The following is a 25,732-nucleotide window of genomic DNA, read 5'->3' on the forward strand; positions in this document are numbered from 1 at the left end:
GTGCTCATGAATCAACCGTCTCGCGCTGGAGCGCCCGGTGTCCTGATACGCTAGACGCAGCGAAAGGAGTGCTGCAGCGCGCGGCCATACTCATTTGTGAACGTTCGCAAATTGCAGTCGCGCCTTCTCACGAAACATCGTTCTGTTTTTTCGCTGGTTGCGGCAGAAGATTGCGAGAGTGCGAGCAAAACAAGGTGGCGACATTGATGGTGCGTCATCTTGTAGCAGTCTTCGCGCACAGCGCATGTCGCCCTGCGTGAGCCGACGAGATGTGGCATCGGAATTGCTCTGATGATATTGCAAAGTACACCAGTGGACGAGGCGAATCCGGCGAGCCCGAGTAGCCGCTAACAGCGCCGCTTGGGAGACGAGAGATGGACGGGGATCATTCGCCCCACAGCTTCTGTGACAGCGCTTCCGGCAGTCTGGCACACCTTCGCGAACGAGCCTCCGCATTCTTCGAAAGGCTGCCGGTCGCCGAACTCGCGCGTGACGCGCAGAGGCGGCGATGGGTATCGGATTGGGCGAGAATAGGTGACGACTACCTCGTGCTCGCCGAATCCGCGGGCGAAGCAGGTTCGTCTCGATTTTCAGGCGAATCGTATCTGTGTGCGATGACCGCCCACGAAGTCGCAAGAAGTCTGTCCTGCTCCGAAGATGCGGCAGGCATCGATCTCGCGGACAAGATCGGCCTTAGCCTCGGCAAGCTCGAAGATCGCTGGGCCAAGCGGATTGAGCGCGTGGAAATCGACTATCTTGGTCAAGCGACGCTCGAGGGCTTCTTTGTCTCGGCGGCTTGCAATTGTGCTTCCGCACCCGCGGTCATTTGTGTCGGCGACGAGGAAGCCGATCTGGGCGCGGTGTTGGCTCGGTTGCTTCCGGCCTTGCTTGGCCGAGGAGTTTCGCTCCTGCTCGTTGACGGCCGCAATGCATCCGTCTCTCGCTCACGCAGGCCCGAGCATGCTCTTGGTTGCTGGCTCGACTATCTGGATGGTCGCCCGGACGTCGATTCAAATCGGATCGGTGTTTATGGCGAAGGGGCGGGCGCCAGCCACGCTTCACGCCTCGCCTGCTCGGATCGCAGGATCGCCGCTGCGGTGTGCGACGGTGGCTTTTGGGCCTCGCACCGACTTCGCGCGTCGGTTCGCTGGATAACCGGTGTCTGGCATGAGGTCGGCGGCGACAGCCCGACGCGGTCCCTGCCGACGGCGCGTCGCGTGCCCTGTCCGATTCTCGTGGCGGTCGGGCGTCGCTCGATGGTGCGGGAGGAGGACGCGCTCGAACTGCAAGCTGCCTACCACCAATCCGGGGCGCATTGCTCGGTCGTCGTCCCGAACGCGATCCGGTGCCCTTTGGGAGAGGTCGAAAATTTCGTTGCCGTGGACGATTTCGTCTTCGATTGGTTCGGCGACAAGTTCGGGCCTGCCCGTCAGATCGATCCTCTTGCCTATCTCTAGAGAGCGTTTGCGGCGGCTCGCGCTACGAGGCGTCGATAGCCAGCAATCGTGCTGCCAGTCGGGCGTTCTTGGCGATCGTTGCGAGCGCAGCGTTCAGGGTAGCCAACGTCTTCTCGTCGAGATCATTGAACATGGTCGAGTTCAGGGCGAGCTTTCTCTTGGAGAGCTTCTCGATGTCCGTCGTCGCCTTTGTCGTGAGCGACATCAGGACGAAGCGTGCGTCGTCCGCGCCGGGACGCCGCGACAGGAAGCCGCTCTTTTCGAGGGTCTTGGTCTGGTTGGTCACAAAGGCCGGGTGAACGCGCAGCTTGTTCGCAATGTCGATTCCAGCGACGCCCTGTCCCTCGTCCAGTTCAGTGATGGCCATCAAGATCAACCATTGCGGCTCGGTAATGCCCAGCAGTCCGGCCCAGCTGGTATGGATATCCTCCAGCTGAGAGTGAATCTCGAAGACGTTCCAGATGAAGTCCGTAATTGCCCTGTCGAGTTTCTTCTCGATCATGTGGCTTCCCCCCTGTCTTATTATTGTCTTTTAATGGGATATTGGGGAGGCGTCTCTAACATCGCGCACCGACGATAGTTTTAGACACCGAAAGGTTGAAATCGTTCGGCATTAAATGCTTGCAAAAAACAATTAAGTAAATTACGCCTCTTCATACTCAATCTTGCTGCTCTTGACCTTTGTCGACGGACAGCGATGCGAGACCTCCAAGAAAGCCCTCGGGATGCCCCCTGAGGGCTTTTTCTTTGTCTTGCATATGCTTGGGTCGCGCGCCTCTCGTCTCTGTTGCGCTTGGGCAACATCTTCCTTCGAACTGTCGATTCATCAAATCAATAAATTGAGGCAGTTGTTTTTATAAACTATATGTGAAGCCACGACGGAGGGGGGGCACCTCGCTGTCGTTTCAGTCCGGACCCTCGGTGCGGATCTGAATTGAACGGAAATTGAAGAGGGTAGAGCGGCCTCCGTCCAGGAGCCGGGCCCCCTGAACCGACCTGGAGGTTTACTAATGAAGTTTACGAAGACGCTTCTTCTCGGCACGGCTGCCGGCCTGATGGCCGCCTCCGGTGCGTTCGCCGCCGATCTTCCCGTGAAGGCCAAGGCGGTCGAATACGTGAAGATCTGCTCGCTGTACGGCGCCGGCTTCTACTACATCCCGGGCACCGACACCTGCATCAAGCTCGGTGGCTACGTGCGTGCCGATTTGAATCTCGGTACCAATTCGGACTTCAATCCGAACCAGGGCGGTACTGCCGGTGCTCGCAACCGCATGATGAACTACTACACCATGCGCGCTCGTGAAGACCTCAACATCGACACCCGCACCGCGACCGAGTACGGCGTGGTTCGCACCTATTTCGATGCGGTCTTCACCTGGACGACCGGCAACTACACCCCGACCGGTTCGGCAACGGGCGGCACCCAGTACAGCGGTACGCTCGGTCTCAACGCTGCGGGCACCGGCCTCGTCGGCTCGAACGGCTCCGGCGCGGTGAACGGCACCGACGGCAACACCTCCGGTGGTGCGCTCGGCGTGTACTACGCCTTCATCCAGTTCGCCGGCTTCACGATGGGTAAGGCCGTGTCGCAGTTCGACGCGCCCTGGACCAACTATCCCGGCAACATCACCGACAACCTCGTCGGCGGCAGCGGCACGGTCACTGGTGTCAACCAGTTCACCTACACCGCTGACTTCGGTCAGGGCGTGACGGCGTCGTTCTCGGCGGAAGACGCGACCCAGTACTATCAGGCCGGCAACCTCAACATGACCGGCGCGACCGCGGCTGGCATGCTCGGTGGTTCGTACGGCACCAACGCCATCGGCGGCTCGCGTTCGCCGAACCTCGTCGGTCAGGTGCGTGTCGACCAGGCCTGGGGCCTCTTCCAGGCGTCGGTGGCTGCGCATGATAACCACGTCGGTTACTACGGCCCGACCGAAATCACCGGTCATCCTGATGACAAGTGGGGCTGGGCCGTGCAGCTCGCTCTGTCGATCAAGAACATCCCGACTGGCGCGGGTGACACGATCAACATCCAGGGCGTCTACACCGACGGTGCGACCCGCTATAACTTCCAGAACCTGTCGGGCAGCTCCTACGCGCTGTACGGTAGCTCGAGCGCGGCCGGTGCCTACGGCAGCGTCGGCTTCGCCAATGCTCCTGACACGGTGTTCGTGGGCGGCAGCTCGCAGGAAACCGTCAAGACCTGGGGCTTCCGCGGCGCTTACACCCACAACTGGGATCCCTACTGGAACTCGGCGCTCTACGGTGCCTACGCTCAGGCTCAGTTCGGTACGCTGGCCAAGACCACCCTCTGCGGCGCCGGCGGTGCTGGCGGCGTGTTCGGTGGCCTGGCTGGTGTCACCGGCTGTAACCCGGACTTCGCGATCGGCCAGCTCGGTGTCGTCACCCGCTGGACCCCGGTCAAGAACCTGACCTTCTCGGCGGACCTCTCCTGGACGCACCTCGACCAGAAGTATTCCGGCACGGTTGGCATCACCCCGGCCGTCACGACCGCAAAGCCGACCGCGGTCTACGAGCTGAAGGACCAGGACTCGATCGCCATGATCCTCCGCGCTCAGCGCAACTGGTAAGATCGGTCTAGCGACCTGACTTTAGCCCCGGCGGGAAACCGCCGGGGCTTTTTCTTTTTGTCGTATCGATTCGTTGGCGCGAAAGTCGCGTGCGGCAGGACAGCGCTGCCGCTATCCGTCGTAGAGATCCGGCCCCATCGCCCATGACGTCTGGTCGTGGCCGAACGCGTAATTGCGGTTGGTGACCCCAGGGTTGCGATTGACCATCGGCCGCATGAACATCGGGTGGGTCGCGCTGCGCACCTCGTGCTCGACCGTGAACAGCGTCTTGCCGCTGTCGAGATCGACGATGTCGCAGAACCGGTACTGATATTGATTGTCCTCGCGGGAGATCAGGTCGCGTGCGAGCAGCTTGCGGTAGGGCCCGGAGAAGTCGGTGATGTACATCTGCACATGGTGCCCGTCATAGTCGCCCTGCGGCCGGTCAGTCTCGCGGAACAGCAGATGCTGGTCGCGGCCCGTCTTCACCGCCGCAACCGTGCCGTCGCCGTTTCGCAAAGCCGCTGGCATGCCCATGATGTCGGGATAGAAGGCGCGAATCGCCGGCGCCGTTCCGACCGGCACATCGAACTCGACATAGGGAATGCCGAGCGTGATACGCCCGAAACGGGCCGCGTCCGGCTCATGGACGCGCATGCGGTTGCCCCACGGACAGACGGCCTCGACATGGTCGTTGTGTTCGGTGAACGTGAATGCGGTGCCTTCGAGCTTCTTCGCGACTGAGGCCAGCCGTTGCAGCAGCGCCTCGCGTCCTTCGATGACGAGGCCGGTATGGCCGCGCAGCACTTGAGGCCTGCCGCTCGGCAGATGAAACTGGCTCCGTCCGGCGTTGATCCACATGTTGGTGTCGGACACCATCAGATAGGGATCGCGGGTGAGCCCAAGTCCCGTGACATAGAACAATGTCGCCAGGCGCTGATCCGGCACCTGGATATTGACGTGCTCGAAATGGATGGCGTTGCCGAGATCTTCTGCGGATCGATCGAATTGTTGCGGCATGGATATGCGCTCCGGCTTAAGGGACGGACTGGTCATACTAGAGCAGAATTTCCGCCAGCCGAAACGACCCGCCGATCACATCTCGATGGCCGCCTTGCCGTGGTCGTCAGTCCCTGTAATCTCGGCGAAAGACATAAGGAAGGGATCGATGGGGGGAGTTCTGGAAGGCGTGCGCGTCCTGGATTTCGGGCGCTATATCGCGGGTCCCTATTGTGCGACCTTGCTGGCCGAATTCGGGGCCGAGGTCATCCGCGTGGAAAAGCGCGACGGCAGCGAGGATCGCTTCGTGGCGCCGGTCGGCGAAGGCGGTGAAGGCGCGCTGTTCCTCCAGGTCAACCGCAACAAGAAGTGCATCACGCTCGATCCGATGAAGCCGGAAGGGCAGGAGGTGATGCGCCGCCTGATCGCGACCGCGGACGTTGTCGTCGCCAATTTGCCGCCGCAAACCCTGCGCGCGATGAAGCTCGACTACGACTCGTTGAAGGCGATCAAGCCCGACATCATCCTGACGACCGCAACCGCGTTCGGCGGGCCGGGGCCCTGGTCCGACCGCGTCGGCTTCGACGGTGTCGGCCAGGTCATGTCGGGTTCGGTGTACATGACCGGCGCGGGCGATCCGCCCTATCGTGCCGCGGTGAACTGGGTCGATTTCGGCACCGCGCTGCATTGCGCGTTCGGTACGCTCGCGGCGCTGATGGAACGTGCGAAATCCGGGCGCGGGCAGATCGTTGAGGGCGCGTTGCTTGCGACGGCGCTGTCCTTCACCAATGCCACGCTGATCGAGCAGGCCGTCATCAACGTCAACCGCGTGCCATCTGGCAATCTCGGCCAGACCGCTGCGCCCGCCGACATCTACCGCACCAAGGACGGCTGGGTGCTGTGCCAGGTCACCGGGCATCCGCTGTTCAAGCGCTGGGCCAGGCTGATGGGTGAGGAAGACCAGTGGCTGAACGATCCGCGCTTTGCCGATGACATCAGCCGTGGCAACAACGGCCCCGTCATCAGCGAGCGGATGGCGCGCTGGTGCGCCGAGCGCACGACGCAGGAGGCCGTCGACACGCTGGGACGTGCGATGATTCCGACCGGGCCAGTGCTGAGCCCGCAGCAGGCGCTGGACCATCCGCATATTCGTGCCGCCGGTTTCATGCAGGACGTCGAATATCCGGGCCTGCCGAAACCCGCGCCGGTGGTGCGAGCCGCCGTGCGTCTGTCGGAAACGCCGGGCGAAATCGCGAGCCGCCCGCCGACGCTCGGGGAGCATACCGATCGTGTCCTCGCCGAGCTCGGCTATGACGCAGCTGCGATTGAGGCACTTCGGCAAAACGAAATTATCTAGCGACGTTGCGCGGCGGCAGTGCCGGATCGACGCCTGAGACATTTCAGGCGGCGATCCGGTGCGAGCGAAACGAACTTGGGGAAGTTGTAAGGCCGCGAGCAAAGCTAACCCGGTCGGCGCAAACGCATCAAGTTTCGTAGTGTTGCTCCGGCAAGAGATTCATTGCAGCCGCCTGGAAATGGCCACACTCGAGCGGCCGCAAGATTTGGGGCGGTCGCAGGATTTCCGGGTGGCTGTCGATCTCGAATGCATCACGGCCTGTTCGCAAGCGTCAGCGCGGCCTCAACCGCGTTCTCCAGAATCTCCTCCGACAATTTCCTGTCGTTCACCGCGCGCGACAATTGCAGCGCGCCGACCATGGTCGCATAGACCGAAATCGCGCGTCGCCGGCGCTCCGCCGCCGCGCCATCCCGCATCTGCGCAGCCATCAGCGCGATGATGTCCGACATCTTTCCGGTGAAGGCATCGCGAGTCGTCTTCGGATGCCGTGCGATCTCGGAGACCAGCGCCGCGGTCGGGCAGCCGGTCGCTGCAGCGTCGCGATGCCTGGGCGAGAGATAATCGCGGATCGTGGTCTCGACCGGAACGCCGTTTTCGAGATTGTCCTTGTGCCGCTGCTCGCGCCGCTCCAGCGCGTCGCACAGCACCTCACGCACCAGATCCTCCTTGGAAGCGAAGTGTGTGTAGAAGGCGCCGTTGGTCAGGCCGGCCTCCGCCATGATGCCGGCGAGGCCGACCGCGGCGATGCCGCTCTCGCGGAACTGCGCCGAGGCCACATCGAGAATGTGCCGCCGCGTGGTGTCCCTGTGTCCCTTATCGTAGCGCGCCAATTCCGCCTCCCGCGACCCAGCTTCTTGCCCGCCAAAAATTATACAGCGGAACCTATTGCATTACGATCATAATAATACATTATACTCATAATTCAATGGGCGGCCGATGGGGCGGTCCGACGGATTCACAGGATCGAACCCATGTCAGTTGAGGATGTCGCCGAGACCGGCCTGTCCGCCACGCCATTCGTGGCCCACACCGCGGCCCCGCTTCGCCAGGCAGCGGCACCGGCGGCTCCAAGCGTGGCCGAGCAACGACGGGCCACGCTGCTGCATGCGCCCATCCTCTCCACATTGCTCAAGCTCGCGCTGCCGACCGTCACTGTCCTCGTTGCGCAGACCGCGGTGAACATCGCGGAGGCTTATTATGTCGGCTTCCTCGGCACCGATGCGCTGGCGGGCGCCGCGCTGGTGTTCCCGTTCTTCATGCTGATGACCATGATGTCGAATGGCGGGTTCGGCTCCGGCGTCGCATCCTCGGTGGCGCGCGCGGTCGGTTCGGGCCGCCGCGATGACGCCGAGGCGGCGCTGTTTCATGCCGTGGTGCTCGCGATCATTGCTGGCGGCGTGTTCACGCTCGGCGTGATCCTCGGCGGCCCCTGGCTCTATCGCACCCTGGGCGGCGCGGGCGACGCGCTCGCTGCCGCCACCACCTATTCCAATTATCTGTTCGCCGGCGCCATTCCGGTGTGGATCGTCAATCTCCAGGCGGCGGCGCTGCGCGGCTCCGGCAATGTCAGGGTGCCCGCGCTGGTGACGCTGGTCGGTGCGATCGTGACCATCCCGGTCTCGCCGGCCTTGATCTTCGGGTTCGGGCCGATCCCGCGGCTCGGCATCGGCGGCGCCGGCGTCGCCTTCGGCCTCTATTACGGCGCGGCGATGCTGTTCCTGCTGCGCTACATGGCCTCGGGCGCGACCGGCCTGAAGCTGCGCATCGTGCCGCTTCGCGCAAAAATCTTCGGCGACATGCTGAAGGTCGGCATCCCCACCGCGTTCAACGCGGTGCTCACCAACCTCACCGTCATCCTCGTCACCGGCGCGGTCGGCCTGTTCGGCACCTCGGCGCTGGCCGGCTACGGCATCGCCTCGCGGCTCGACTACATCATGATCCCGCTGCTGTTCGGCATCAGCACGGCGACGCTGACCATGGTCGGCGTCAACATGGGAGCCGGGCAGACGGCGCGGGCGCGGAAAATCGGCTGGATCAGCGGCGTGGTCGGCATGGTCATGACCGGCGCGATCGGCCTGCTCGTCGCAATCTTTCCGACGGCCTGGCTCAATCTCTTCAGCCATGATGCCGAAGTGGTGAGCGAGGGCATGGCTTACCTGCGCATCGTCGCGCCGGCCTATGCCGCGCTCGGCTTCGGCTTCGCGACGTCCTTCGCGGTTCAAGGCACCGGCCGCGCCATGGGCCCGCTCGCGGCTTCGGTCGCACGCATCCTGATCGCAGCCGGTGGCGGCTGGATCGCGGTGGCAAGTTTTGGCGCGGGCATGGTGGGGCTCGCCACCATGGTTACGGTGTCGCTCGCCGCCTACGCTGCGATCTGCGTCCTGATCATGCTGTCGCCGTCGACCTGGCGGATCGGGTAGGCTGCTTCACCTGATGCTGGCGACGCCGATCACCAGCACCGACATCAGCAGCACATTCGACAGCAGCTCCACCGCCGTCTTCGGCTCAGCCAGCCAGCGCGAGACCTTTTCGGTGAAAGACAGCGTGGCATCGCCGAACATCGGCGCATTGTTGTGCCGGAAGAAGCGCGGAAATCTTGGCGCGAGCCAGCGCGTCAGCATCCCGTGGAAGCTTGCCGCGAGCACGATGAAGATGGTGGCACCGTAGCGTTCGCCGACGATCTCGGAGGCGGCCACCAGCTTGATCATCAGCACGACGCTGGAATAGAGCGGCACGCCCTGGAACAGGGCATGGAGCAGGAAGCATTCGAGCCGGTTCTGGGCCGTGAGCTTTGGCGCGGCGAGGGCGGTCATGGCAGGATTCCCGGGCTGAGTTCCTTGCTGGTCGTGTCGCCAATATCGCCGGCCAGTTGACACTTTGCCGTGACGCGCCTCACGCTTGCGGGAGGCGTCGTTGTCGCCGCGAATTCGTTTCCCATTTGCCGCGGAATGGAGAACGTGCGTTTGCTGCGGCCCGCCAATATGGATTTCCATTTCATTGATTTCGCCCTACGGAGAAGCGAATACGGTTCCAATGATTGCCGCCCGCGTGATGGAGACCAAGATGTCGTTTCGCCTCCCCCTGATCCTCTCGACCGTGCTCGTCGCCTGGTCGGCCGCCGTGAGCGCCGAGACCATCAAGATCGGCGTGACGCCGGGTCCGCACGCACAGATCCTCGAGGCCGTGAAGCCGATCGCCGCCAGGCAGGGCCTCGACATCCAGCTCATCGAATTCTCCGACTACGTCGTGCCGAACGCCGCGCTCGATGCCGGCGAGATCCAGGCCAATTCGTTCCAGAACCAGCCTTATCTGGACAACCAGAAGACCGACCGCGGCTACAAGATCGAGGCCGTCGGCCTGACCGTGAACTTCCCGATCGGCGTCTATTCGAAGAAGCACAAGGCCTTCGCCGATATCCCCGACGGCGGCAAGGTCTCGATCCCGAACGATCCGACCAATGGCGGCCGCGTGCTGCTGCTGCTGCGCGACAAGGGTGTGATCAAGCTGAAGGACGGCACCGGCTTCAAGCCGACGGTGCTCGACATCACCGAGAACCCCAAGAAACTGAAGTTCATCGAGGTCGATGCAGCGCAGGCGCCGCGCGCGCTCGACGACGTCGACGCAGCCGCGATCAACACCAATTATGCAACCCAGGCAGGCCTCGATCCGGTCAAGGATCCGATCCTGCGCGAGGACCCGAAGGGCCCCTATGTCAATTTGATCGCGGTGCGCGTCGCCGACAAGGACAAGCCCTGGGTCAAGGTGTTGGTGGACAGCTATCACACGCCCGAGGTGAAAGAATTCGTCCTGACCAAGTTCAAGGGCGCGGTGCTGCCGAGCTGGTAGGCAATCTGCCCAGCCAGAGTCCAGCGCGGGAGGGATGGTCCGGCGGGCTGCCTTGCGCAATGCCCGCTTGTCTGGAGCTGCGGCAACCGACATCATCGCCGCCGTGGCCATCCTCGCCCGACAGGGGTCGTATGAAACGCTTTGCAAACCTGAAACGCCTGGGCTTCTTCACGCGGCTGCTCGACGAGGCGCCGCCGGCGGACCGCTATCGCTTCGCGGCCGAGCAGATCGTGCGCGCCGAGCAGGCCGGGCTCGATTCCGCGTGGATCGCGCAGCACCATTTTCACGAACGTGAGGGCGGGTTGCCGTCGCCTTTCACCTTCCTGGGATATGTCGCCGCGCAAACCTCGCGCATCCGCCTCGGCACCGGCATCGTCACTTTGCCGCTGGAGAATGCGGTGAGGGTCGCCGAGGACGCCGCGGTGCTCGATCTGCTCTGCGACGGCCGCTTCGAGCTCGGCGTCGGCACCGGCGGCAACCCGTCGGCCTTTGCCGCCTTCGGCCTCGACGGCACCCAGCGCAACGAGATCTTTGCCCGCAATCTGGAGGTCGTCCGCGCGGCGCTGACCGGCAAGCAACTCGACGGCGGCGACACGCTCTATCCGCAGCGGCCGCAACTGGACAAGCGCATCTGGCAGGCGACGTTCTCGGTGACGGGCGGCGCCCGCGCCGGCAAGGCCGGCGATGGCCTGTTGCTCTCGCGCACCCAGCCGCGGGTCAAGGACGCGCCAAAGGCCACGCTCGCCGAGATCCAGAATCCGATCATCGACGCCTATCTCGAAGCGTTGCCGCCAGGTGCTGAACCGCGCATCATGGCCTCGCGCAGCGTGTTCGTTGCCGACGATCATCGCGAGGCGATGCGTCTCGCAGACATCGGATTGCGCCGCGCGCTGCCACAATTCATGAAGGGCGGTCACCTTCCTCCCGGCGAGACGCTGGAGGAGATGATCAGGGCTTTCGACACCCATGTCGGCGGAGCTGACGAGGTTATTGCCTCGCTGCGCACGGATGCAACGCTCGAGCGGGTGACTGATCTGGTCTTCCAGGTCCATTCGGTCGATGCGCCTCATCCTTACGTCCTCCGCTCGATCGACCTCGTCGCGGAGAAGGTCGCGCCGGCGCTGGGCTGGACCAAGACAGCGCCCGAAGTGGCCCTGGCGGGCTAATCGGGATTTCAAGGATTGTACGAGGCCTTATGATGAGTACGCCTGACATCATCGACACGCTCGCCGGGATCAAGCCGGGATCGGCACTGGACGCCATTCGCACAAAGCGCCTGCAGGCGCGCGAGAATGCGCAGAAGAGTTATCTCTCTCTGTTCGAGCCGATCGACGCCGGCGATGTCTCGCTGCTCGAACGGGCCGCGGTCGCGGCCTTCGTGACCGGGCTTCATGGCGAAACGCCCGTTGCCTCCTTCTATCGCGACAAGCTTGCGGCGACCGCGGATGGCCCACGTCTGGTCGAGGCGATCGAGCTCGAGATCGCGCGGGGCAAGACCTCGGGGCCGTATGGCTCCTTTCCCGCCGGTCCGCTGTCGGTCGAGAACACGGCCGGTCTCATTTTTCGCGTGAGTGCGGAGCGCAAATCCGCTCTCGGCGCCCGGCTCGTCGCTGCGCTGGAGCATGCGCATCTGCTGGTCTTCCGCCCGCGCGATGCGGCATCTGACGACATGCAGGCGCTGCTTGCCGCCGGCTGGTCTAACACCGGCATTGTCACCTTCTCACAACTCGTCGCGTTCCTGTCGTTCCAGGTGCGGGTCGTCAGCGGCTTGCGCACGCTCGCCGCCGTGAACGCATCAGAGGAGGCCGCATCATGAGCGCCACCGTCAATCCGCCAATCGTCTTCACCCAGGATGAGCTCGGCTGGGTGTCGTGGATCGAGCCGCTGCCCGAGACTGAGCTGACCGAGCGGCATTTCGCCGGCCTGGTCGATCGCTCGCGCGCCAAGTCGGAATATTTCCGCCTGCTGGTGCGCGACCCTGAAGTCCTTGAAGCCCGCACCAAGACCGACAAGGACATCTTCTACAACGTCGCCGACGGCCTGCCGCGCGCCGAGCGTGAGCTCGCGGCGGCCGCGACTTCGCGCTACAACGGCTGCATCTACTGCGCCTCCGTGCATGCGCGGTTTGCCAGCACCTATTCCAAGCGCCGCGACGACGTGCAGCGCCTGCTCGACGAGGGCGTCAAGGCCGATCTCGGTGAGCGCTGGAATGCCGTGGTCAAGGCGTCGGTCTCACTGGCCGCGACGCCGGTCGCGTTCGGTCCCGACAATATCGAGGAGCTGCGCCGCGCCGGTCTCGACGATGCCGAGATCGTCGACGTCATCAACGGCGCCTCGTTCTTCAACTGGGCGAACCGGCTGATGCTGTCGCTCGGCGAGCCCTCGAAATAGGCAATCTCACCGGCACAAGAATTGCTGCTTTGTTTCAACACCTGAGTGGATGGAGCCTTTCATGAGCAACATCGATCGCCGTACCCTGGTCAAGGGCTCGCTTGCCGCCATGATGGCTGGCGCCGCCTTCTCGCGCAGCGCGTTTGCGCAATCCTCCGAGCCGATCCTGCTCGGCGTCAGCGGTCCCCTCACCGGGCCGAACGCGCAATATGGCACGCAGTGGAAGCAGGGCTTTGACCTCGCGCTGGACGAGATCCAGGCGGCCGGCGGCATCAACGGCCGTAAGCTCGCCTACAATTTCGAGGACAGCCAGAGCGACCCGCGCCAGTCGGTGGCGATCGCGCAAAAGTTCGTGTCCGATCCCCGCATCGTGCTGGAGCTCGGCGATTTCTCCAGCCCGGCCTCGATGGCGGCATCCCCGATCTATCAGCGCGCGGGCCTCGTGCAGTTCGGCTTCACCAACTCGCATCCTGATTTCACCAAGGGCGGCGACTTCATGTGGAGCACGTCGGTCAGCCAGGCCGACGAACAGCCGCTGCTGGCGGCCTATGCCGTGAAGAAGCTTGGCCTGAAGAAGCTCGCAGTGCTGCACCTCAACACCGATTGGGGCCGCACCAGCCGTGATTATTTCGTCAACGCCGCGAAGGAGTATGGCGCAGAGATCGCGGTCACCGAAGGCTACATCGCGGAAGAGCGCGACTTTCGCTCGACGCTGGTGCGCGTTCGTGACGCCAATCCGGACGGGCTGGTGCTGATCTCCTATTACTCCGATGGCGCGCTGATCGCACGTCAGGCGCGTCAGGTCGGGCTCAAGCAGGTGATTTGCGCGGCAAGCTCGGTCTATTCGCCGAAATTCCTGGAGCTCGGCGGCGAGGCGGTCGAGGACGTCCATGTCGGCACGCGCTACTTCCCGGAAGACCCACGGCCCGAGGTGCAGAAATTCATCGCGGGCTTCAAGAAGAAGTACAACGGGCTCGAGCCCGACGCCTTCAACGCCTACGCCTATGACGCGATGAACATGGCGGCCGCCGTGGTCAAGATCGGTGGCACCGATCGCCGTGCCGTCCGCGACGCCTTCATGAAAGTAAAGGATGTTCCGAGCGTGATCTTCGGCGCTGCGACGTTCGACGTCGCGACCCGTCGCGTCAAGGGTGCCATGAACGCCGAGCTGGTCGTGCGCAAGGGGCAGTTCGCGCTCTGGGACGGCAAGCCGACCTGAGGAATTTCCCGCGTGTCTTCCTGGCTCGACTACACGATCAACGGACTGATCGTCGGTAATGTCTACGCCCTCGTCGCGGTCGGGCTTGCGCTGATCTTCGGCGTCAGCCGGCTGATCAACTTTGCGCAAGGCTCGATCTATCTCGTCGGTGCCTATATCGGCTGGGTCGCGGTGGTGCAGCTACATACGCCGCTCCCCCTGACGATCATCGTGGTGGCCGTAGCCGCAGCGCTGGTCGGGTTGATCATCGAACGATTCGGCCTGCGGCCGCTGCAGAACTCGGTGCGCATCGCGCCGCTGCTCGCCACCATCGGCATCAGCTTCGTGCTCGATCAGCTGGTGATGCTGACCTTCTCGCCCAACCCGCGCGCGCTGCCGAGCCAATTGCCGGACGTGCGCTTCCAGGTCGGTGGCGGCACGATCGGTCCGCTTGATCTGCTCATCGCCGGTGTCGGCCTCACCAGCGCATTGTTGCTGTTCGTGTTCCTGCGCTACAGCAAGCTCGGCTGGGCCGTCCGCGCCGCCTCGCAGGACCGCGACGCCGCCATGCAGATGGGTGTCGACGTCAATCGCGTCAATCAGGCCGTGTTCGGCATCGCGGCTGCGCTCGGCGGCGTCTCCGGCATGCTGGTCGGCATGTACTACAACCAGATCGACACCGCGATGAGCCTTCAGGCGACGCTCAAGGGCGTCGTCGCCGAAGTCGTCGGCGGCGCCGGCAACGTGCCCGGCGCCGTGATCGGCAGCCTGCTGCTGGGATTGGTCGAGAGCTACGGCGTCGCCGTATTCGGCACCAGCTACCGCAATCTGTTCGCCTTCCTGCTGCTGGTCGTCGTCCTCGTGTTGCGTCCGAACGGCCTGTTCGCCAGCGCGCGGCAGGCGCCGCCCGAGCCGCTCACCGGCACTTTTATTGCGCCGAGCCGTCCGGTGCCCATCCCACGCTGGGCCTTGCTGGCTGCGGCCGCGATCTTCGCGATCCTCCCGCTGTTCCCAGTGTCCTTCTACGTGCTCCAGACCCTGATCAACGCCTGGCTGCTCGGCATGCTCGCGCTCAGCCTGACGCTGGTTGCCGGTACGATCGGCCAGGTCTCGCTCGGACATGCCGCGCTGCTCGCGATCGGCGCCTACACCTCCGCGCTGCTCTCGCTCACGTTCTCGGCTCCCGTCGGCCTCGCCATTATCGGCGGCGGCCTGATGAGCGCGGCGCTCGGTACGGCCCTGATCTCGCCGTCGTTCCGCCTGCGCGGGCACTACGTCTCGATCGCGACGCTCGCGATTGGCGAGATCGTGTCGCTGGTGATCTTGAATTGGGAAAGCGTCACGCGCGGCCCGATCGGCATCTCCGGCATCCCGCCTTTGTCGCTGTTCGGCTATGAGCTGATCAGCCCGACCTCGATCTACTGGTTCAGCTTTGTCGTGATGGTCACGCTCGCGCTGCTCCAGGGCCGCCTGCTCAGCTCACATCTCGGCCGCAGCTTTCGCGCCATCCGCGACGACGACATCGCCGCGCGCGCCTATGGTCTCAGCCTGAACCGCTACAAATCGCTGGCCTTCATCTTCGGCGGGTTCGCGGCCGGCATCAGCGGCGGCATCGCCGCGCATCTCTATTCCTATATCAACCATGAGACCTTCAACACGCAGCAGTCCATCCTGGCGCTGACGGTCGTGATCCTCGGCGGCCTCGGCAACGTCGTCGGGGCCATCGTCGGCGCGGTCGCGCTGGTCGGCCTGCCCGAGATGTTCCGGATCGCGGCCGAGTATCGCATCCTGATCTATGGCATCGTGCTGCTGCTCCTGGTGCGGTTCAGGCCGCAGGGCCTGCTGGGGACGATGTGATGGCGGAGCAGCACACCATGCTGTCCCTGCGCGGGCTGACGCGCCGGTTCGGCGGCCTCACCGCGGTGGACGCCATCGATCTCGACCTCGCCAAGGGCGAGCTGGTCAGCATCATTGGACCGAACGGCGCCGGCAAGACGACGCTGTTCAATCTCGTGACCGGCCTCGATCGTCCCGATGCCGGCCAAGTCAGTTTCGAAGGGCAGGACATCACGGGCTTCTCGCCGGAACGGCTCGCTGGCCAGGGCATCGCGCGCACCTTCCAGCTCGGCCGCGTCTTCGGCAATCTCAGCGTCATGGACAACGTCCTGATCGGCGCGCACACACGGCTGCGCGCGGTGAAGCCGGCGGTGCCGGTGATCGGCCCGCTGCTGGAGCTGGGATTGGCCCTGCTGCGCCCTTCAAGCGTCAGGGACGAGGAGGCGCGGCTGCGCGAGGAGGTGAAGACCATCCTCGCCCGCTTCGGCGAGCGGCTGCTGCCGCGCATCGACCAACCCGCCTATAGCCTCTCTTATGCCAACCGCCGCCGCGTCGAGATCGCCCGTGCGCTCGCCTTGAGGCCGCGCCTGCTGCTGCTGGACGAGCCGACCGCCGGCATGAACCCGACCGAGACCGCGGAAATGCAGGCGCTCGTCGCCGAGCTGAAGGCGGAAGGCCTGACCATCCTCTTGATCGAGCACAAGCTGGAGATGGTGATGCGCCTCTCCGACCGCGTCATCGTCATGGACGAGGGCAAAAAGATCGCGGAAGGGCCGGGCGAACAGGTGCGTGTCGATCCCAAGGTGATCGAGGCCTATCTCGGCCATGGCCTGTCGGGCACGGCGGAGCAGGAGAGCGCGGCATGACGACAAACGCACCCGAACCGCTGCTGGCCCTATCGAACGTCAACACCTTCTACGGCCAGGCCCAGGTCCATTTCGATCTCTCGATCACGGTTGCGCGTGGGCACATCGTGTGCCTGCTCGGCGGCAATGCCAGCGGCAAGTCGACGACGATGAAGATCATTCTGGGCCTGGTCAAACCGCGCTCAGGTGAGGTCATGTTCGACGGCGCCTCTCTGATTGGGCTGACCACGCCGCAGATCGTCCGCCGCGGCATCTCCTCGGTGCCGGAGGCGCGGCGGTTGTTCGCGGACATGAGCGTCCGGGAAAACATCCTGATGGGCGCCTTCGTGCGCAACGACCGCGACGCGGTGGCGCAGGATCTCGACAAGATGCTCACGCTGTTTCCAAAGCTCGGCCAGCGGCTGTCGCAGCGCGCAGGCTCCCTCTCCGGCGGCGAGCAGCAGATGGTCGCGATGGCGCGCGCGCTGATGAGCCGTCCCAGGATGATCGTGATGGACGAGCCGACCATGGGTCTGTCGCCGCTCTATGTCGATCGCGTGCTGGAATTGATCCGCACCATCAACCAGGAAGATGTGTCGGTGTTCATGGTCGAGCAGAACGCCAGCCTCGCGCTCGAGATCGCGCATGAGGCCTATGTGCTCCAGACCGGCAAGATCGTGCTGTCAGGTCCGGCGCGCACGCTGAAGGATGACCCCCGTGTGAGGGACGCCTATCTCGGCGGGTCTGAAGCGGCGTAGCTCGATCTCTCCACTCGTCATGGCCGGGCTTGTCCCGGCCATCCACGCTTTTCCCGCTGAAGAACGTGGATGCCCGGGACAAGCCCGGGCATGACGACCCCCCAGTAAATTCGCATATGCGATCATCAGGCTCCCGCAGGGACTGGCTAGTGTGACCATTCTATGAAAATATCATACCGTTGCCGCGATGGGGTGTGCAGCGGGCGGAACGATGTTCTTGACGAGATGGTCTTTGCGGGCAGTCGAGCCCGGACTGGTGCTGCTGTTCGGCGGGCTCATCGCCGCCAACATCGCTGCATGGGCCTGGGCCTTCGCGGCGTTCGGCGACCGGCCGACCGTCATGGCGACCGCGCTGCTGGCCTGGGTGTTTGGCCTTCGCCACGCCGTCGACGCCGACCACATCGCCGCGATCGACAATGTCGTGCGCAAGCTGATGCAGGCGGGCGGCGCGCCGCGCAGCGTCGGTCTCTACTTCGCGCTCGGCCATTCCACTATCGTGGTGGTCGCGACCATGCTGCTTGCGCTTGGCGTGGTCGGCCTTGGCGGCGACGGCCTGCTGAGGGAGATCGGCGGCTTCATCGGCACGTCGGTGTCGGCGCTGTTCCTGCTGGTGATCGCGGCGATCAATCTTGTGATCTTCGCCGGCCTGTGGCGGACCTTCCGTATGGCGCGCGAGCACGGCGTTCACGACACCGAAGGTCTTGACGCACTGCTCGCCAATCGCGGGTTCCTCGCGCGGCTGCTCGGCCCGATGTTCCGCCTGGTGACAAAACCCTGGCACATGTATCCGCTCGGATTCCTGTTCGGTCTCGGCTTCGACACCGCAACCGAGGTCGGCCTGCTCAGCATTTCCGCCAGCGAAGCCGCGCGCGGCGCCTCGCTCGCCGATGTCATGGTGTTTCCCGCGCTGTTCGCAGCAGGGATGGCGCTGGTCGACACCGCCGATTCCGCGCTGATGGTCAGCGCCTATCGCTGGGCCTTCGTCGATCCCATGCGCAAGCTCTGGTACAACCTCACCATCACCGGCGCGTCCGTTGCGGTCGCACTGTTCATCGGTGGCATCGAGGCGCTCGGCCTGATCGCCGACCGTCTTGGCCTCACGGGCGGTGTGTGGACGCTGGTCGACGGCCTCAACGAGTCGCTTGCGAATGTCGGCTTCGCGGTGATCGCGCTGTTCGCGGTCGCCTGGCTCGTCTCGGTCCTGCTCTATCGCCGCATGTTCGCCGCGCCCAACGTGGTTGCCACTGAGGCGGCGTGAGCAGGGCGCGCGCTCTGAAACCGTCTGATCAGGCCGAAGCCGCGCTCTGCGCTGACTCTACCGGCAGATCATCGCCATTGGGATCGCCCGGCGCGGTCGCCCAGGCCAATTCCACCAGCGTGACGAACCTGCGCCCGCCGCCGTCGAGCTGGACGACGATCAGGCCCTGCTCCTCCATGTAGCCGAGCAGGCGCTGGGCGCGGCGCAGCGAGTGCGAGCCGTAGGCGCGGGCGATCGCGGCATCGCCGGGGCAGGGCCAGCCCTCCTTGGCGGCGCGCGCGATCATCATGAACACGCCCTGCATGTCGTCGGGCAGGATCGAGGCGCGCAGCGTCACCTCCTGCCAGGCATCGTCCTCGGCGATATCTGTGCCGAGCCCGGCGCGCGCATGCGTTAGCATCCGGCGGAATTCGTTGAGGTCGGGCACCGCGGAGCCGAGCCCCTCGATGCGGCAGCGGACCACGAATTCCTGATAGAGCACGCCGATGGCGCGGAAGCCGGCATCGGGCGCAGCGAGCACGGCGCGAAGGGTACGATCGACGCGCTCGCGCCGCTGGGCAAGCTCTTCGGCGCTGACCGGTATCTCGATCACTTCGGGCCGGATCTCCGGTGTGGCGGCCGCCTTTGCCGCGCGGAGCTGTTCGAGCAAATCAGGCGCCGGGCGGCGTTGCGGCCGGCTGGCATCGGGCGGCGGCGCGGCCAGGATCACGGCGCGCATATCCTCAAGTGCGGCTTCCGGCATCGGCATCAGCCGCGGCGTCGAATTGCGCGGGCTGGTGTCGGTCGGGCCGATGTTCAGGCGCAACGGGCGTCGCGACAGCGCGGGTCCCAGCGCCATGAACTGCCCGCGCTCGAGATCGCGAAAGGCTTCGGCCTGCCGCCGCTCCATGCCGAGCAGGTCCGCGGCGCGCGCCATGTCGATGTCGAGGAAGGTCCGGCCCATCAGGAAGTTGGAGGCTTCGGCGGCGACGTTCTTGGCGAGCTTGGCCAAACGTTGCGTCGCGATGACGCCGGCAAGCCCGCGCTTGCGGCCGCGGCACATCAGATTGGTCATGGCACTGAGCGAGAGTTTTCGTGCCTCGTCCGAGACTTCGCCAGCCACGGCCGGCGCGAACAGCTGCGCCTCGTCGACGACCACCAGCATCGGGTACCAATGATCCCGGTCCACGTCGAACATCCCGCCGAGGAAGGCCGCCGCGCGCCGCATCTGGTTCTCGGCGTCCAGCCCTTCGAGATTGAGCACGGTCGAGACGCGATGCAGCCGCGCACGCTCGCCTGCGACCTGAAGGCCACGTTCGGTGTGATCCTCGGCCTCGATCACCAGATGGCCGAAGCGCTCGGCCAGCGTGACGAAATCACCCTCGGGATCGATGATGGCCTGCTGCACCCAGGGCGCGCTCTGTTCGAGCAGCCGCCGCAACAGATGCGACTTGCCGGAGCCCGAATTGCCCTGCACCAGCAGGCGGGTCGCCAGCAGTTCCTCGAGGTCCATGGCGGCCGAGGCGCCCGCCGTGGTCTGCCCCATCTCGATTGCAACCGTCATGCCCCGACTCAGGCCCTTCCATTCGCGGACAGGGGCTTATCAACCCCGTCGCGGCGCGTCGAGCACTACGGCGCGAATCATGCTGTGTTGCCCACGGCGGAGTTCAGGCGTGCCCCGACAACCGTAGAAGTGCGGGCCGATAGGGCGCTTGCGGATCGTCGTCCTCGTTCTCGGGGATCGCGCAGGAGCCGAATTCCTGCCCGATGCGCTCGATCTCGGCGACGCGCTCGTGCAGCCGCCGCAGATGTTCGGGCGATGCCGCCCGCCAGAACCGGAACGTGTCAGCAGTTAGCGGCAGGAACGCCGTGCCGAACAGGGTCGGTTCGGGAACGATGGTTCGTCCGAGCAGCAGGAACCGGTTCTCGCCGGAGACAATGAGGGTCGCATAGCCGCGGTTTCCGACCCGCCTGATACCATTCAGCGACCATTCGGCGAGCTTGCTGAAATACGGCTCCTCGCGCCAGCGATCGGGGCAATGGTCATCGACCGTCACATTCACGGCGTCCTGGCTGAAATGCACGATGATGCCCGCCTTCGCGGGAAACCACTCGTCGTCGAGATGGCCTTGCAGCCAGGCGCAGACGAAGGAGCGGCACATCTGTGGACGGCGGTCGTAGATGTTGCATCCGATGCCCGTCTGCCAATGCTTGCAGAGCTGGTTCACCGGCTTGTCGACGGCCGCGACCTCGAGGATATCGCAGCAGGCGTTGCATGATCCGCATTGTCGCGCGGGCTTTGTCGTCTTCGGAAGGCCGGTCGCGCGAAAGCCCTGGCCGTCGCGCACCAGCAGCTTCTGCTTCTCGAGCGCGTTCAACGCACGTTCGATCTTGAGGCGGGATAGTCGGGTGGCGTCGATCACTCCCTTGATCGTCGTCGCGCCCGCCTCGACTGCGCGGACGACGCTCAGCATCGCCTGATCCATCTTCTGTCTTGCTGTTTACATCCGCTTCCGGACGGCTTGCGTGATGGCTTATTTAGAAAGCTATCTTTTTCCCTTTTGTGAGACAACGAGCGGAGCCCGAGACCCGCGCATGCAGCGGTTGCAAAAAATGCAGGGATCGCGCGTTCCGGTCGCGATCATCGTCAAGCGGCGGCGGACGGGAACTTCGCTTGCGTCGGGCGAATTCGCGGTCAAACAAGCTCATTTCGGACGCGCGCAATCCGGAAAGATGATGAGCGACTTGGTTTTTCTCACCCGGGCCTCAGCTGCGTAAGGCGTGCGGGGAGGCGACACGTTTGCGTGATTGCGAGGTGAGGATGGAGGCCGGCGCGCCCGCGTTGCTCGTGCACCACACCGGGAACTGGTGTGAGCTGCGGCACTTCAGGCGGAGTTTCACCCAGGGATTGTCGATATCTTTAGGGGGTGCGCTAGTCGTCAGCCATCTTGCCGGTCGGCACGATGCCGGGAGACTCCAATCATGATGAGCATGCTCGCTACTCCCGCCGCGATCACCATCACGATGTTCGGTATCGTGGCCTTGGTGACGCTCGGCCTGGGCATCTATTGGCTCTTCAACAAGCGGGCACGTTTGAGAGATATCGCCGAGATGAGAGCGAAGCTCGACGAGCTTGAACCCGCCGACCCTGAATACGGCATGGTGAGAGCGCTCTACACGTCGATGGTCTTGGATGCCGAACGTTGGGGTTTCTTTGCCGGCTCCGAATCAGGCGGCCATGATGGCAGCGCAGATCACGGCGGCAGCGACCATGTCGGCGATTTCGGCGGAAGCGGACACTCTCATTGATGGCGCGAAGCCGCGTGCGTCCCGCTACTGCGCGCCCGATCCGCCCTGCACGATCTTCTCGTTCAGCTTCAGGTCCACGGTCTCGACCGTGCGGTCGATCTCGGGATTGGGCACGCCGAGCTGATGCGAGATCAGCTTCACCAGCAGGTCGACGCGCTCGATGAAGGGCGCGCCGCTGGCGACCGCGCGCGCGGCCGATGACGGCTTGAGCAGGCTCTCGGCGGCCTTGGCATATTTCGCGAACGGCACCTGATCCTCAGGGTCGGCGCCGAGCCGGCGGGCGATCGCGTCGACATGGTCGTAGATCGTCTGCGAGCGCTTAAGGTCGCCGTGCACGGCGTCGCGGATCGATTGCGGCTCGTGCGGCGTGATGCAGCGGTAATTGCCGGTGAGCAGCATCGACCATTTCGCCAGCGGCACGAACAGGGACGAGAACACTTTCAGCTTCACCGGGACGTCCTTGCCGTCGAGCGTCACCGCGTCGATATCGGCTTCGAGCTCGCGCAGCACCTTGTTGTGCTTGTCGTCGGCGAAGACCGATGCCTTGAAGTTGGTGGGCAGGCCGACATGAAGCACGTTGGCGGCCTCTTCCGGCGGACGGAACGCCTGCGGATCAGGCGAGCACAGCGTCACCAGTCCCGGCGCGAACCGCTCCCACACCTGCGCATTGGTGTAGGCCTCCTCCAGATCCATGTCCGCGAGCGCGGGAATTCGCTTGAGATAAGGCAGCGGCGGCATGTTCATGATCGACAGGCACGGCAGCTTCGCCGCGGCGATCCTGACCATGAGAACGCGCACCGTGTGGTTGGTGTATTGCGGCTCCTGCATCGCAAGCCCGACCATGTCGTAGCGGGAGACGTCGACATTGGCCGGCGTCACCGCGTCGAGCTTGCCGGGCAGGTCGCGCGAGAAAATGGCCCGGTGCACCGCCTCGTCGCGCAATTTGATGCGCACCTCGGTACCGTCGCGATTGATCAGCTCCGCGGTCTTGGCGCGACAGACCAGGGTCACGTTGTGCCCCGCCATCAGCAGCTTCGTGCCCAGCAGGGAGCCGTAGGAAGCCCCAAGAATCAATATGTTACGCGCCATGTTTCGTCCCCTGGAAATGTCATGTGATTTTTTGCGCCCCGGCCGTGGCCCGAGGGCGGGTTAGCGGCATGTAAGGCGAAGCGCCCGGCGATGGCAACTGGGATAATGCATACAAGGCTGGGGCCGAAATCCTGCCCGGGGGAGCAGCGATACCGGGAATCCGCCCGCCCGCAGAGATCCCGGATGTCGTGCGCTCACCCGGGCTCTGGAACCTTGCCCGACGGGCAAAACACCCGCGAGGTCGTCAACCCCTTCTCAAGAAAATATTCCGCTTTACCGAAATTCGGAAATGGCGTATGTGTCGCCCATCCCGGCTCATCCTTGAGGGGCGATCATGTTGTCGTCACGATACGCGAGCCGGGCTTGCGGTGGACGCAGCAGCGTCGGCACGACATGGTGCGGGCAGGGCGGGTAGTCCCTGTGAGCCCGAAACCGCGTGCGGATGAGCGGCGCTGCCAGGCTTCGTCTCGTCGGTAAGTTTCCGGCTCCGTCGACAGGGCTGGAAATACTGCGGCGAAATGGCGGGCCGTGCGTACGGCAAAACCGTGTGGTCCTGGCCGTCGTTGCTACGGTCAAGTCTTCGCGAAGGTGCGAGCGAGCCCAACCGGGCAGACTGCATCATCCAATTCGCGGGACGAGGGAGGCCAGAAGGAACTCGGCTCCCGGGAGAGCACGGCATAAGCCGTCCGACCATCGCGCAGGGAAGGCCGAGTGATTGGCACCACCTGTATGCTGCTGTGCGGTTCTTTTGCGCTACCTTTCGCGCAGCGGACCGCGGGTGCGAGGTCAGCACCCGGCCTTCCCTGCGCCCTCTTGGCTTCAAGAGGGTGGCGAGACGAAGCAAAGCTCGGGCGAAATACGCTGCGAGAACGGGAAGGCGTGTCTGCGATTTGAAAAACACGCTGGAGGATCGCGATGCGGCCCCTTGCTCTGTCATTGCGAGGAGCGAAGCGACGAAGCAATCCAGAGTCTTTCCGCAGAGGGATTCTGGATTGCTTCGCTGCGCTCGCAATGACGATGTGGGAGCAGTCGCGCGCTCCACACTCGGTGTCATCACCCGCCTTGTGCGCAATTGCGCACTGGGGCGGGCGATCCAGTAGTCCAAGGCAGCAGTGTTGAATCCAAAGGCCGCAGCGTACTGGATTCCTCGCCTTCGCGGGGAATGACAGCGGTGATTGGAACGGCGATCCTGCCTCTTGCTCCGCGAAACTTTACGCAAGTTTCGGCCGCAGCATCCGCGCGGAAGTTGCTTCCGCGGTCAGGCCGTGGAGCCCTTTGCCTTATCCCTGCTTCATCCCTGGCTCGCCACACGCGCGCGGTCGAGATGCTCCTCGATCTTCGGGCGGTCGCGGGTGCGCTCGAAACTGGTGCACAGCAGTTCCGTCTCATCGAGGGAAACGGGCGCGCGATACAGCCGGCACATGAACTCGGCGGCCGCGCGTCCCTTTCCCGCGGCCGGGCCGTTGCCGGGGCCGCGTTCGGCCAGAAACATGCAGTCGCGGCAGATGCTGGCGTCGAGCCGCTGATGGGCCGCGTCGAGGTGATTGAGGATCTCCCGCAGCGAGTCGCGCAGCTTGACGCATTCGTCGGTGCCGAGCGAGGTGACCGCGTTCACCACGTGGTTGATCGGATCGTGCTGGTTCAGGCACTTTTCGCCCTGTGCAGTGACGTGCAGCACGACCGAGCGCTTGTCCTCATGCGACGGCTTTCGCACCAGGAAGGACTTGCTCTCCAGCGTCTTCACGATCTGCGATGCGGTCGCCCTTGTGGCGCCGATGAAGCCGGCGAGCGCGGACGGCGTGCGCGAAAACCTGTTGGCGCGGCCGAGAAAGCGCAGCGCCATCCATTCGCGATCACGCAATCCATGCTGATTGCCTTCGAAATACCAGGCTCTGGCCGCCTGAACCAGCAGCTCGACCGCCTCGCGTGCCAACGGCATGAATTCCTACCTTGCTCCGGGAGTCTCGTCTGCGGCGCCCCGGAGCCGCATTCCGCCGTTGTGCATGAGTCCTTCGCGAGAGCCCGTATTGCTCGCAACATCGTTCGCAACGTTCGACACGTGCATCGTGCCCTGCACTCGCGCGAAAGTACGAACTGCCCGGCGCCCGATCCGGACCAGTGGGCGCTGCGAGGCACGGTGCGAGAAACTGTGTTGCTGATGGTATGCCAATCGTGGCGTGGTCGAACGAAAGTCCGAGTTGCCGTCGCTGGCGGACGATGGATCGGAGGTGTTCAACCGAAGCCCCTAAAGTTCAAGTCACACGCAGACGTTTCTTATATTCCATCGAAACGATGAATGAGCTTCTCAACAAAAGCAAGTAGAGACAGCCTCGCTGACCTGATGTCGTCGCAGGCGAATGTAACGTTCAAGACAATCTCGCTTTTCGGGACACATGATGGTGATCGTAATACGCTGTCTTGCAAGCAACATGCACGTAACTATGCGACGGTTTGATTGCACGGCATGTTGTTGTCCGTCGTGGATGCAAGTTGATCGAAGCTTGTGCATGACCAAGGCGATCCGCATCGAGTCATCCACAACTTGTGCGATGTGTTCCGAGAATCGCCGGGGGAACTCGCAGGGAGTACACGCGGCGGTTGTTGCGATCGCATGGGAAGAATCATCGGACCAGCCGCTTGGGCGCAGCCGTCCGCCTCTCATCCGATTGGGTGACGCGCTCACGACGGAAAACTGCAGCACGCGATGCGTGCGCATGCACGGCAAGCGTGGCGGCATGCGCGATCGGCTGTCGAAATAATGAGCAGGCGACGTCGTGGGCGCGCCGTGCGCCCTCTCACGCTGCTGGAGCGTTGTTGCGTGAAGCCTATACCGGTTC

At 64.1% G+C, this 25,732-nt stretch carries 24 protein-coding genes; 15 read left to right on the forward strand and 9 right to left on the reverse strand.

All coding sequences use genetic code 11. The features are described 5' to 3' along the window. The first annotated feature begins 374 nt into the window (after window positions 1–374). Entirely contained in the window at window positions 375–1,457 is a 1,083-nt protein-coding gene (locus B5V03_RS37300; RefSeq protein ID WP_129275386.1) for an alpha/beta hydrolase family protein, read from the forward strand. Window positions 1,458–1,479: 22 nt separating this feature from the next. Here B5V03_RS37300 and B5V03_RS37305 read toward each other — a convergent pair whose 3' ends face one another. After that, complete coding sequence (locus B5V03_RS37305) at window positions 1,480–1,959, reverse strand: MarR family winged helix-turn-helix transcriptional regulator (protein ID WP_129275387.1); 480 nt, start codon at window positions 1,957–1,959, stop codon at window positions 1,480–1,482. 508 nt (window positions 1,960–2,467) lie between these two features. Between B5V03_RS37305 and B5V03_RS37310 the strand changes: the two genes are divergently transcribed. Continuing rightward, window positions 2,468–4,051: a porin gene (locus B5V03_RS37310; protein ID WP_129275388.1), complete on the forward strand. Its 1,584-nt coding sequence runs from the start codon at window positions 2,468–2,470 to the stop codon at window positions 4,049–4,051. Window positions 4,052–4,162: 111 nt separating this feature from the next. Here B5V03_RS37310 and B5V03_RS37315 read toward each other — a convergent pair whose 3' ends face one another. Further along, window positions 4,163–5,050, reverse strand: coding sequence for a VOC family protein (locus tag B5V03_RS37315; protein WP_129275389.1), 888 nt, complete (start codon window positions 5,048–5,050; stop codon window positions 4,163–4,165). Window positions 5,051–5,198: 148 nt separating this feature from the next. Between B5V03_RS37315 and B5V03_RS37320 the strand changes: the two genes are divergently transcribed. After that, window positions 5,199–6,386 carry a CaiB/BaiF CoA transferase family protein gene (locus B5V03_RS37320; RefSeq protein ID WP_129275390.1) on the forward strand — a complete coding sequence of 396 codons (1,188 nt, stop codon included), beginning with the start codon at window positions 5,199–5,201 and terminating at the stop codon, window positions 6,384–6,386. A 251-nt stretch (window positions 6,387–6,637) separates the two neighbouring features. On the opposite strand, the gene B5V03_RS37325 is transcribed toward B5V03_RS37320, so the two are convergent. Continuing rightward, window positions 6,638–7,216, reverse strand: coding sequence for a TetR/AcrR family transcriptional regulator (locus B5V03_RS37325; protein WP_129275391.1), 579 nt, complete (start codon window positions 7,214–7,216; stop codon window positions 6,638–6,640). Window positions 7,217–7,357: 141 nt separating this feature from the next. On the opposite strand from B5V03_RS37325, the gene B5V03_RS37330 reads away from it, so the two are divergent. Next, entirely contained in the window at window positions 7,358–8,806 is a 1,449-nt protein-coding gene (locus B5V03_RS37330) for an MATE family efflux transporter (RefSeq protein ID WP_129275392.1), read from the forward strand. 6 nt (window positions 8,807–8,812) lie between these two features. Here the strand turns inward: B5V03_RS37330 and B5V03_RS37335 are convergent, their stop codons facing one another. Both B5V03_RS37335 and B5V03_RS37340 read right to left on the reverse strand, forming a co-directional pair. Further along, window positions 8,813–9,199, reverse strand: coding sequence for a hypothetical protein (locus B5V03_RS37335; protein ID WP_129275393.1), 387 nt, complete (start codon window positions 9,197–9,199; stop codon window positions 8,813–8,815). Next, window positions 9,196–9,384, reverse strand: a complete 189-nt coding sequence (locus B5V03_RS37340) for a hypothetical protein (RefSeq protein ID WP_129275394.1) — start codon at window positions 9,382–9,384, stop codon at window positions 9,196–9,198. The genes B5V03_RS37335 and B5V03_RS37340 overlap by 4 nt, the downstream gene beginning before the upstream one ends. Before the next feature lie 53 nt (window positions 9,385–9,437). Here B5V03_RS37340 and B5V03_RS37345 point away from each other — a divergent pair, with 53 nt between their 5' ends. The 9 genes from B5V03_RS37345 to B5V03_RS37385 all read left to right on the forward strand — a co-directional run bounded on the left by B5V03_RS37345 (window position 9,438) and on the right by B5V03_RS37385 (window position 18,518). Then, window positions 9,438–10,232: a MetQ/NlpA family ABC transporter substrate-binding protein gene (locus tag B5V03_RS37345; protein WP_129275509.1), complete on the forward strand. Its 795-nt coding sequence runs from the start codon at window positions 9,438–9,440 to the stop codon at window positions 10,230–10,232. Window positions 10,233–10,363: 131 nt separating this feature from the next. Then, window positions 10,364–11,398, forward strand: a complete 1,035-nt coding sequence (locus tag B5V03_RS37350; RefSeq protein ID WP_129275395.1) for a putative FMN-dependent luciferase-like monooxygenase — start codon at window positions 10,364–10,366, stop codon at window positions 11,396–11,398. Between the two features lie 32 nt (window positions 11,399–11,430). Continuing rightward, window positions 11,431–12,048: a CMD domain protein gene (locus B5V03_RS37355; RefSeq protein ID WP_164988536.1), complete on the forward strand. Its 618-nt coding sequence runs from the start codon at window positions 11,431–11,433 to the stop codon at window positions 12,046–12,048. Then, a complete protein-coding gene (locus tag B5V03_RS37360) occupies window positions 12,045–12,623 on the forward strand; it encodes an alkylhydroperoxidase domain protein (RefSeq protein ID WP_129275397.1) in 579 nt (192 codons plus the stop codon). The genes B5V03_RS37355 and B5V03_RS37360 overlap by 4 nt, the downstream gene beginning before the upstream one ends. Window positions 12,624–12,684: 61 nt before the next feature. After that, the gene (locus B5V03_RS37365; protein WP_129275398.1) at window positions 12,685–13,842 is read left to right on the forward strand and encodes an ABC transporter substrate-binding protein; all 1,158 of its coding nucleotides are present in this window, start codon (window positions 12,685–12,687) and stop codon (window positions 13,840–13,842) included. Between the two features lie 12 nt (window positions 13,843–13,854). Beyond that, the gene (locus B5V03_RS37370) at window positions 13,855–15,678 is read left to right on the forward strand and encodes an ABC transporter permease (protein ID WP_129275399.1); all 1,824 of its coding nucleotides are present in this window, start codon (window positions 13,855–13,857) and stop codon (window positions 15,676–15,678) included. Then, complete coding sequence (locus tag B5V03_RS37375; protein ID WP_164988537.1) at window positions 15,678–16,523, forward strand: ABC transporter ATP-binding protein; 846 nt, start codon at window positions 15,678–15,680, stop codon at window positions 16,521–16,523. The genes B5V03_RS37370 and B5V03_RS37375 overlap by 1 nt, the downstream gene beginning before the upstream one ends. Further along, a complete protein-coding gene (locus B5V03_RS37380) occupies window positions 16,520–17,260 on the forward strand; it encodes an ABC transporter ATP-binding protein (protein ID WP_129275401.1) in 741 nt (246 codons plus the stop codon). The genes B5V03_RS37375 and B5V03_RS37380 overlap by 4 nt, the downstream gene beginning before the upstream one ends. 211 nt (window positions 17,261–17,471) lie before the next feature. Next, complete coding sequence (locus tag B5V03_RS37385; RefSeq protein WP_129275402.1) at window positions 17,472–18,518, forward strand: HoxN/HupN/NixA family nickel/cobalt transporter; 1,047 nt, start codon at window positions 17,472–17,474, stop codon at window positions 18,516–18,518. 28 nt (window positions 18,519–18,546) lie between these two features. On the opposite strand, the gene B5V03_RS37390 is transcribed toward B5V03_RS37385, so the two are convergent. Beyond that, window positions 18,547–20,061: an ATP-binding protein gene (locus tag B5V03_RS37390; protein WP_129275403.1), complete on the reverse strand. Its 1,515-nt coding sequence runs from the start codon at window positions 20,059–20,061 to the stop codon at window positions 18,547–18,549. A gap of 103 nt (window positions 20,062–20,164) precedes the next feature. Beyond that, complete coding sequence (locus B5V03_RS37395; protein ID WP_129275404.1) at window positions 20,165–20,983, reverse strand: YkgJ family cysteine cluster protein; 819 nt, start codon at window positions 20,981–20,983, stop codon at window positions 20,165–20,167. 40 nt (window positions 20,984–21,023) lie between these two features. On the opposite strand from B5V03_RS37395, the gene B5V03_RS37400 reads away from it, so the two are divergent. Continuing rightward, window positions 21,024–21,275, forward strand: coding sequence for a hypothetical protein (locus B5V03_RS37400; protein ID WP_129275405.1), 252 nt, complete (start codon window positions 21,024–21,026; stop codon window positions 21,273–21,275). 204 nt (window positions 21,276–21,479) lie between these two features. Next, window positions 21,480–21,806 (forward strand): hypothetical protein, encoded by a 327-nt coding sequence (locus B5V03_RS37405; RefSeq protein WP_129275406.1) that lies wholly within the window; start codon window positions 21,480–21,482, stop codon window positions 21,804–21,806. Window positions 21,807–21,830: 24 nt separating this feature from the next. Here the strand turns inward: B5V03_RS37405 and B5V03_RS37410 are convergent, their stop codons facing one another. Then, window positions 21,831–22,895 (reverse strand): ketopantoate reductase family protein, encoded by a 1,065-nt coding sequence (locus tag B5V03_RS37410; RefSeq protein WP_129275407.1) that lies wholly within the window; start codon window positions 22,893–22,895, stop codon window positions 21,831–21,833. A gap of 1,291 nt (window positions 22,896–24,186) precedes the next feature. Beyond that, entirely contained in the window at window positions 24,187–24,834 is a 648-nt protein-coding gene (locus tag B5V03_RS37425) for a MarR family winged helix-turn-helix transcriptional regulator (protein ID WP_129275408.1), read from the reverse strand. Between the last annotated feature and the right edge of the window lie 898 nt (window positions 24,835–25,732).

This window comes from Bradyrhizobium betae, from assembly GCF_004123905.1.
GTDB classification, from domain to species: Bacteria; Pseudomonadota; Alphaproteobacteria; order Rhizobiales; family Xanthobacteraceae; genus Bradyrhizobium; species Bradyrhizobium betae_A.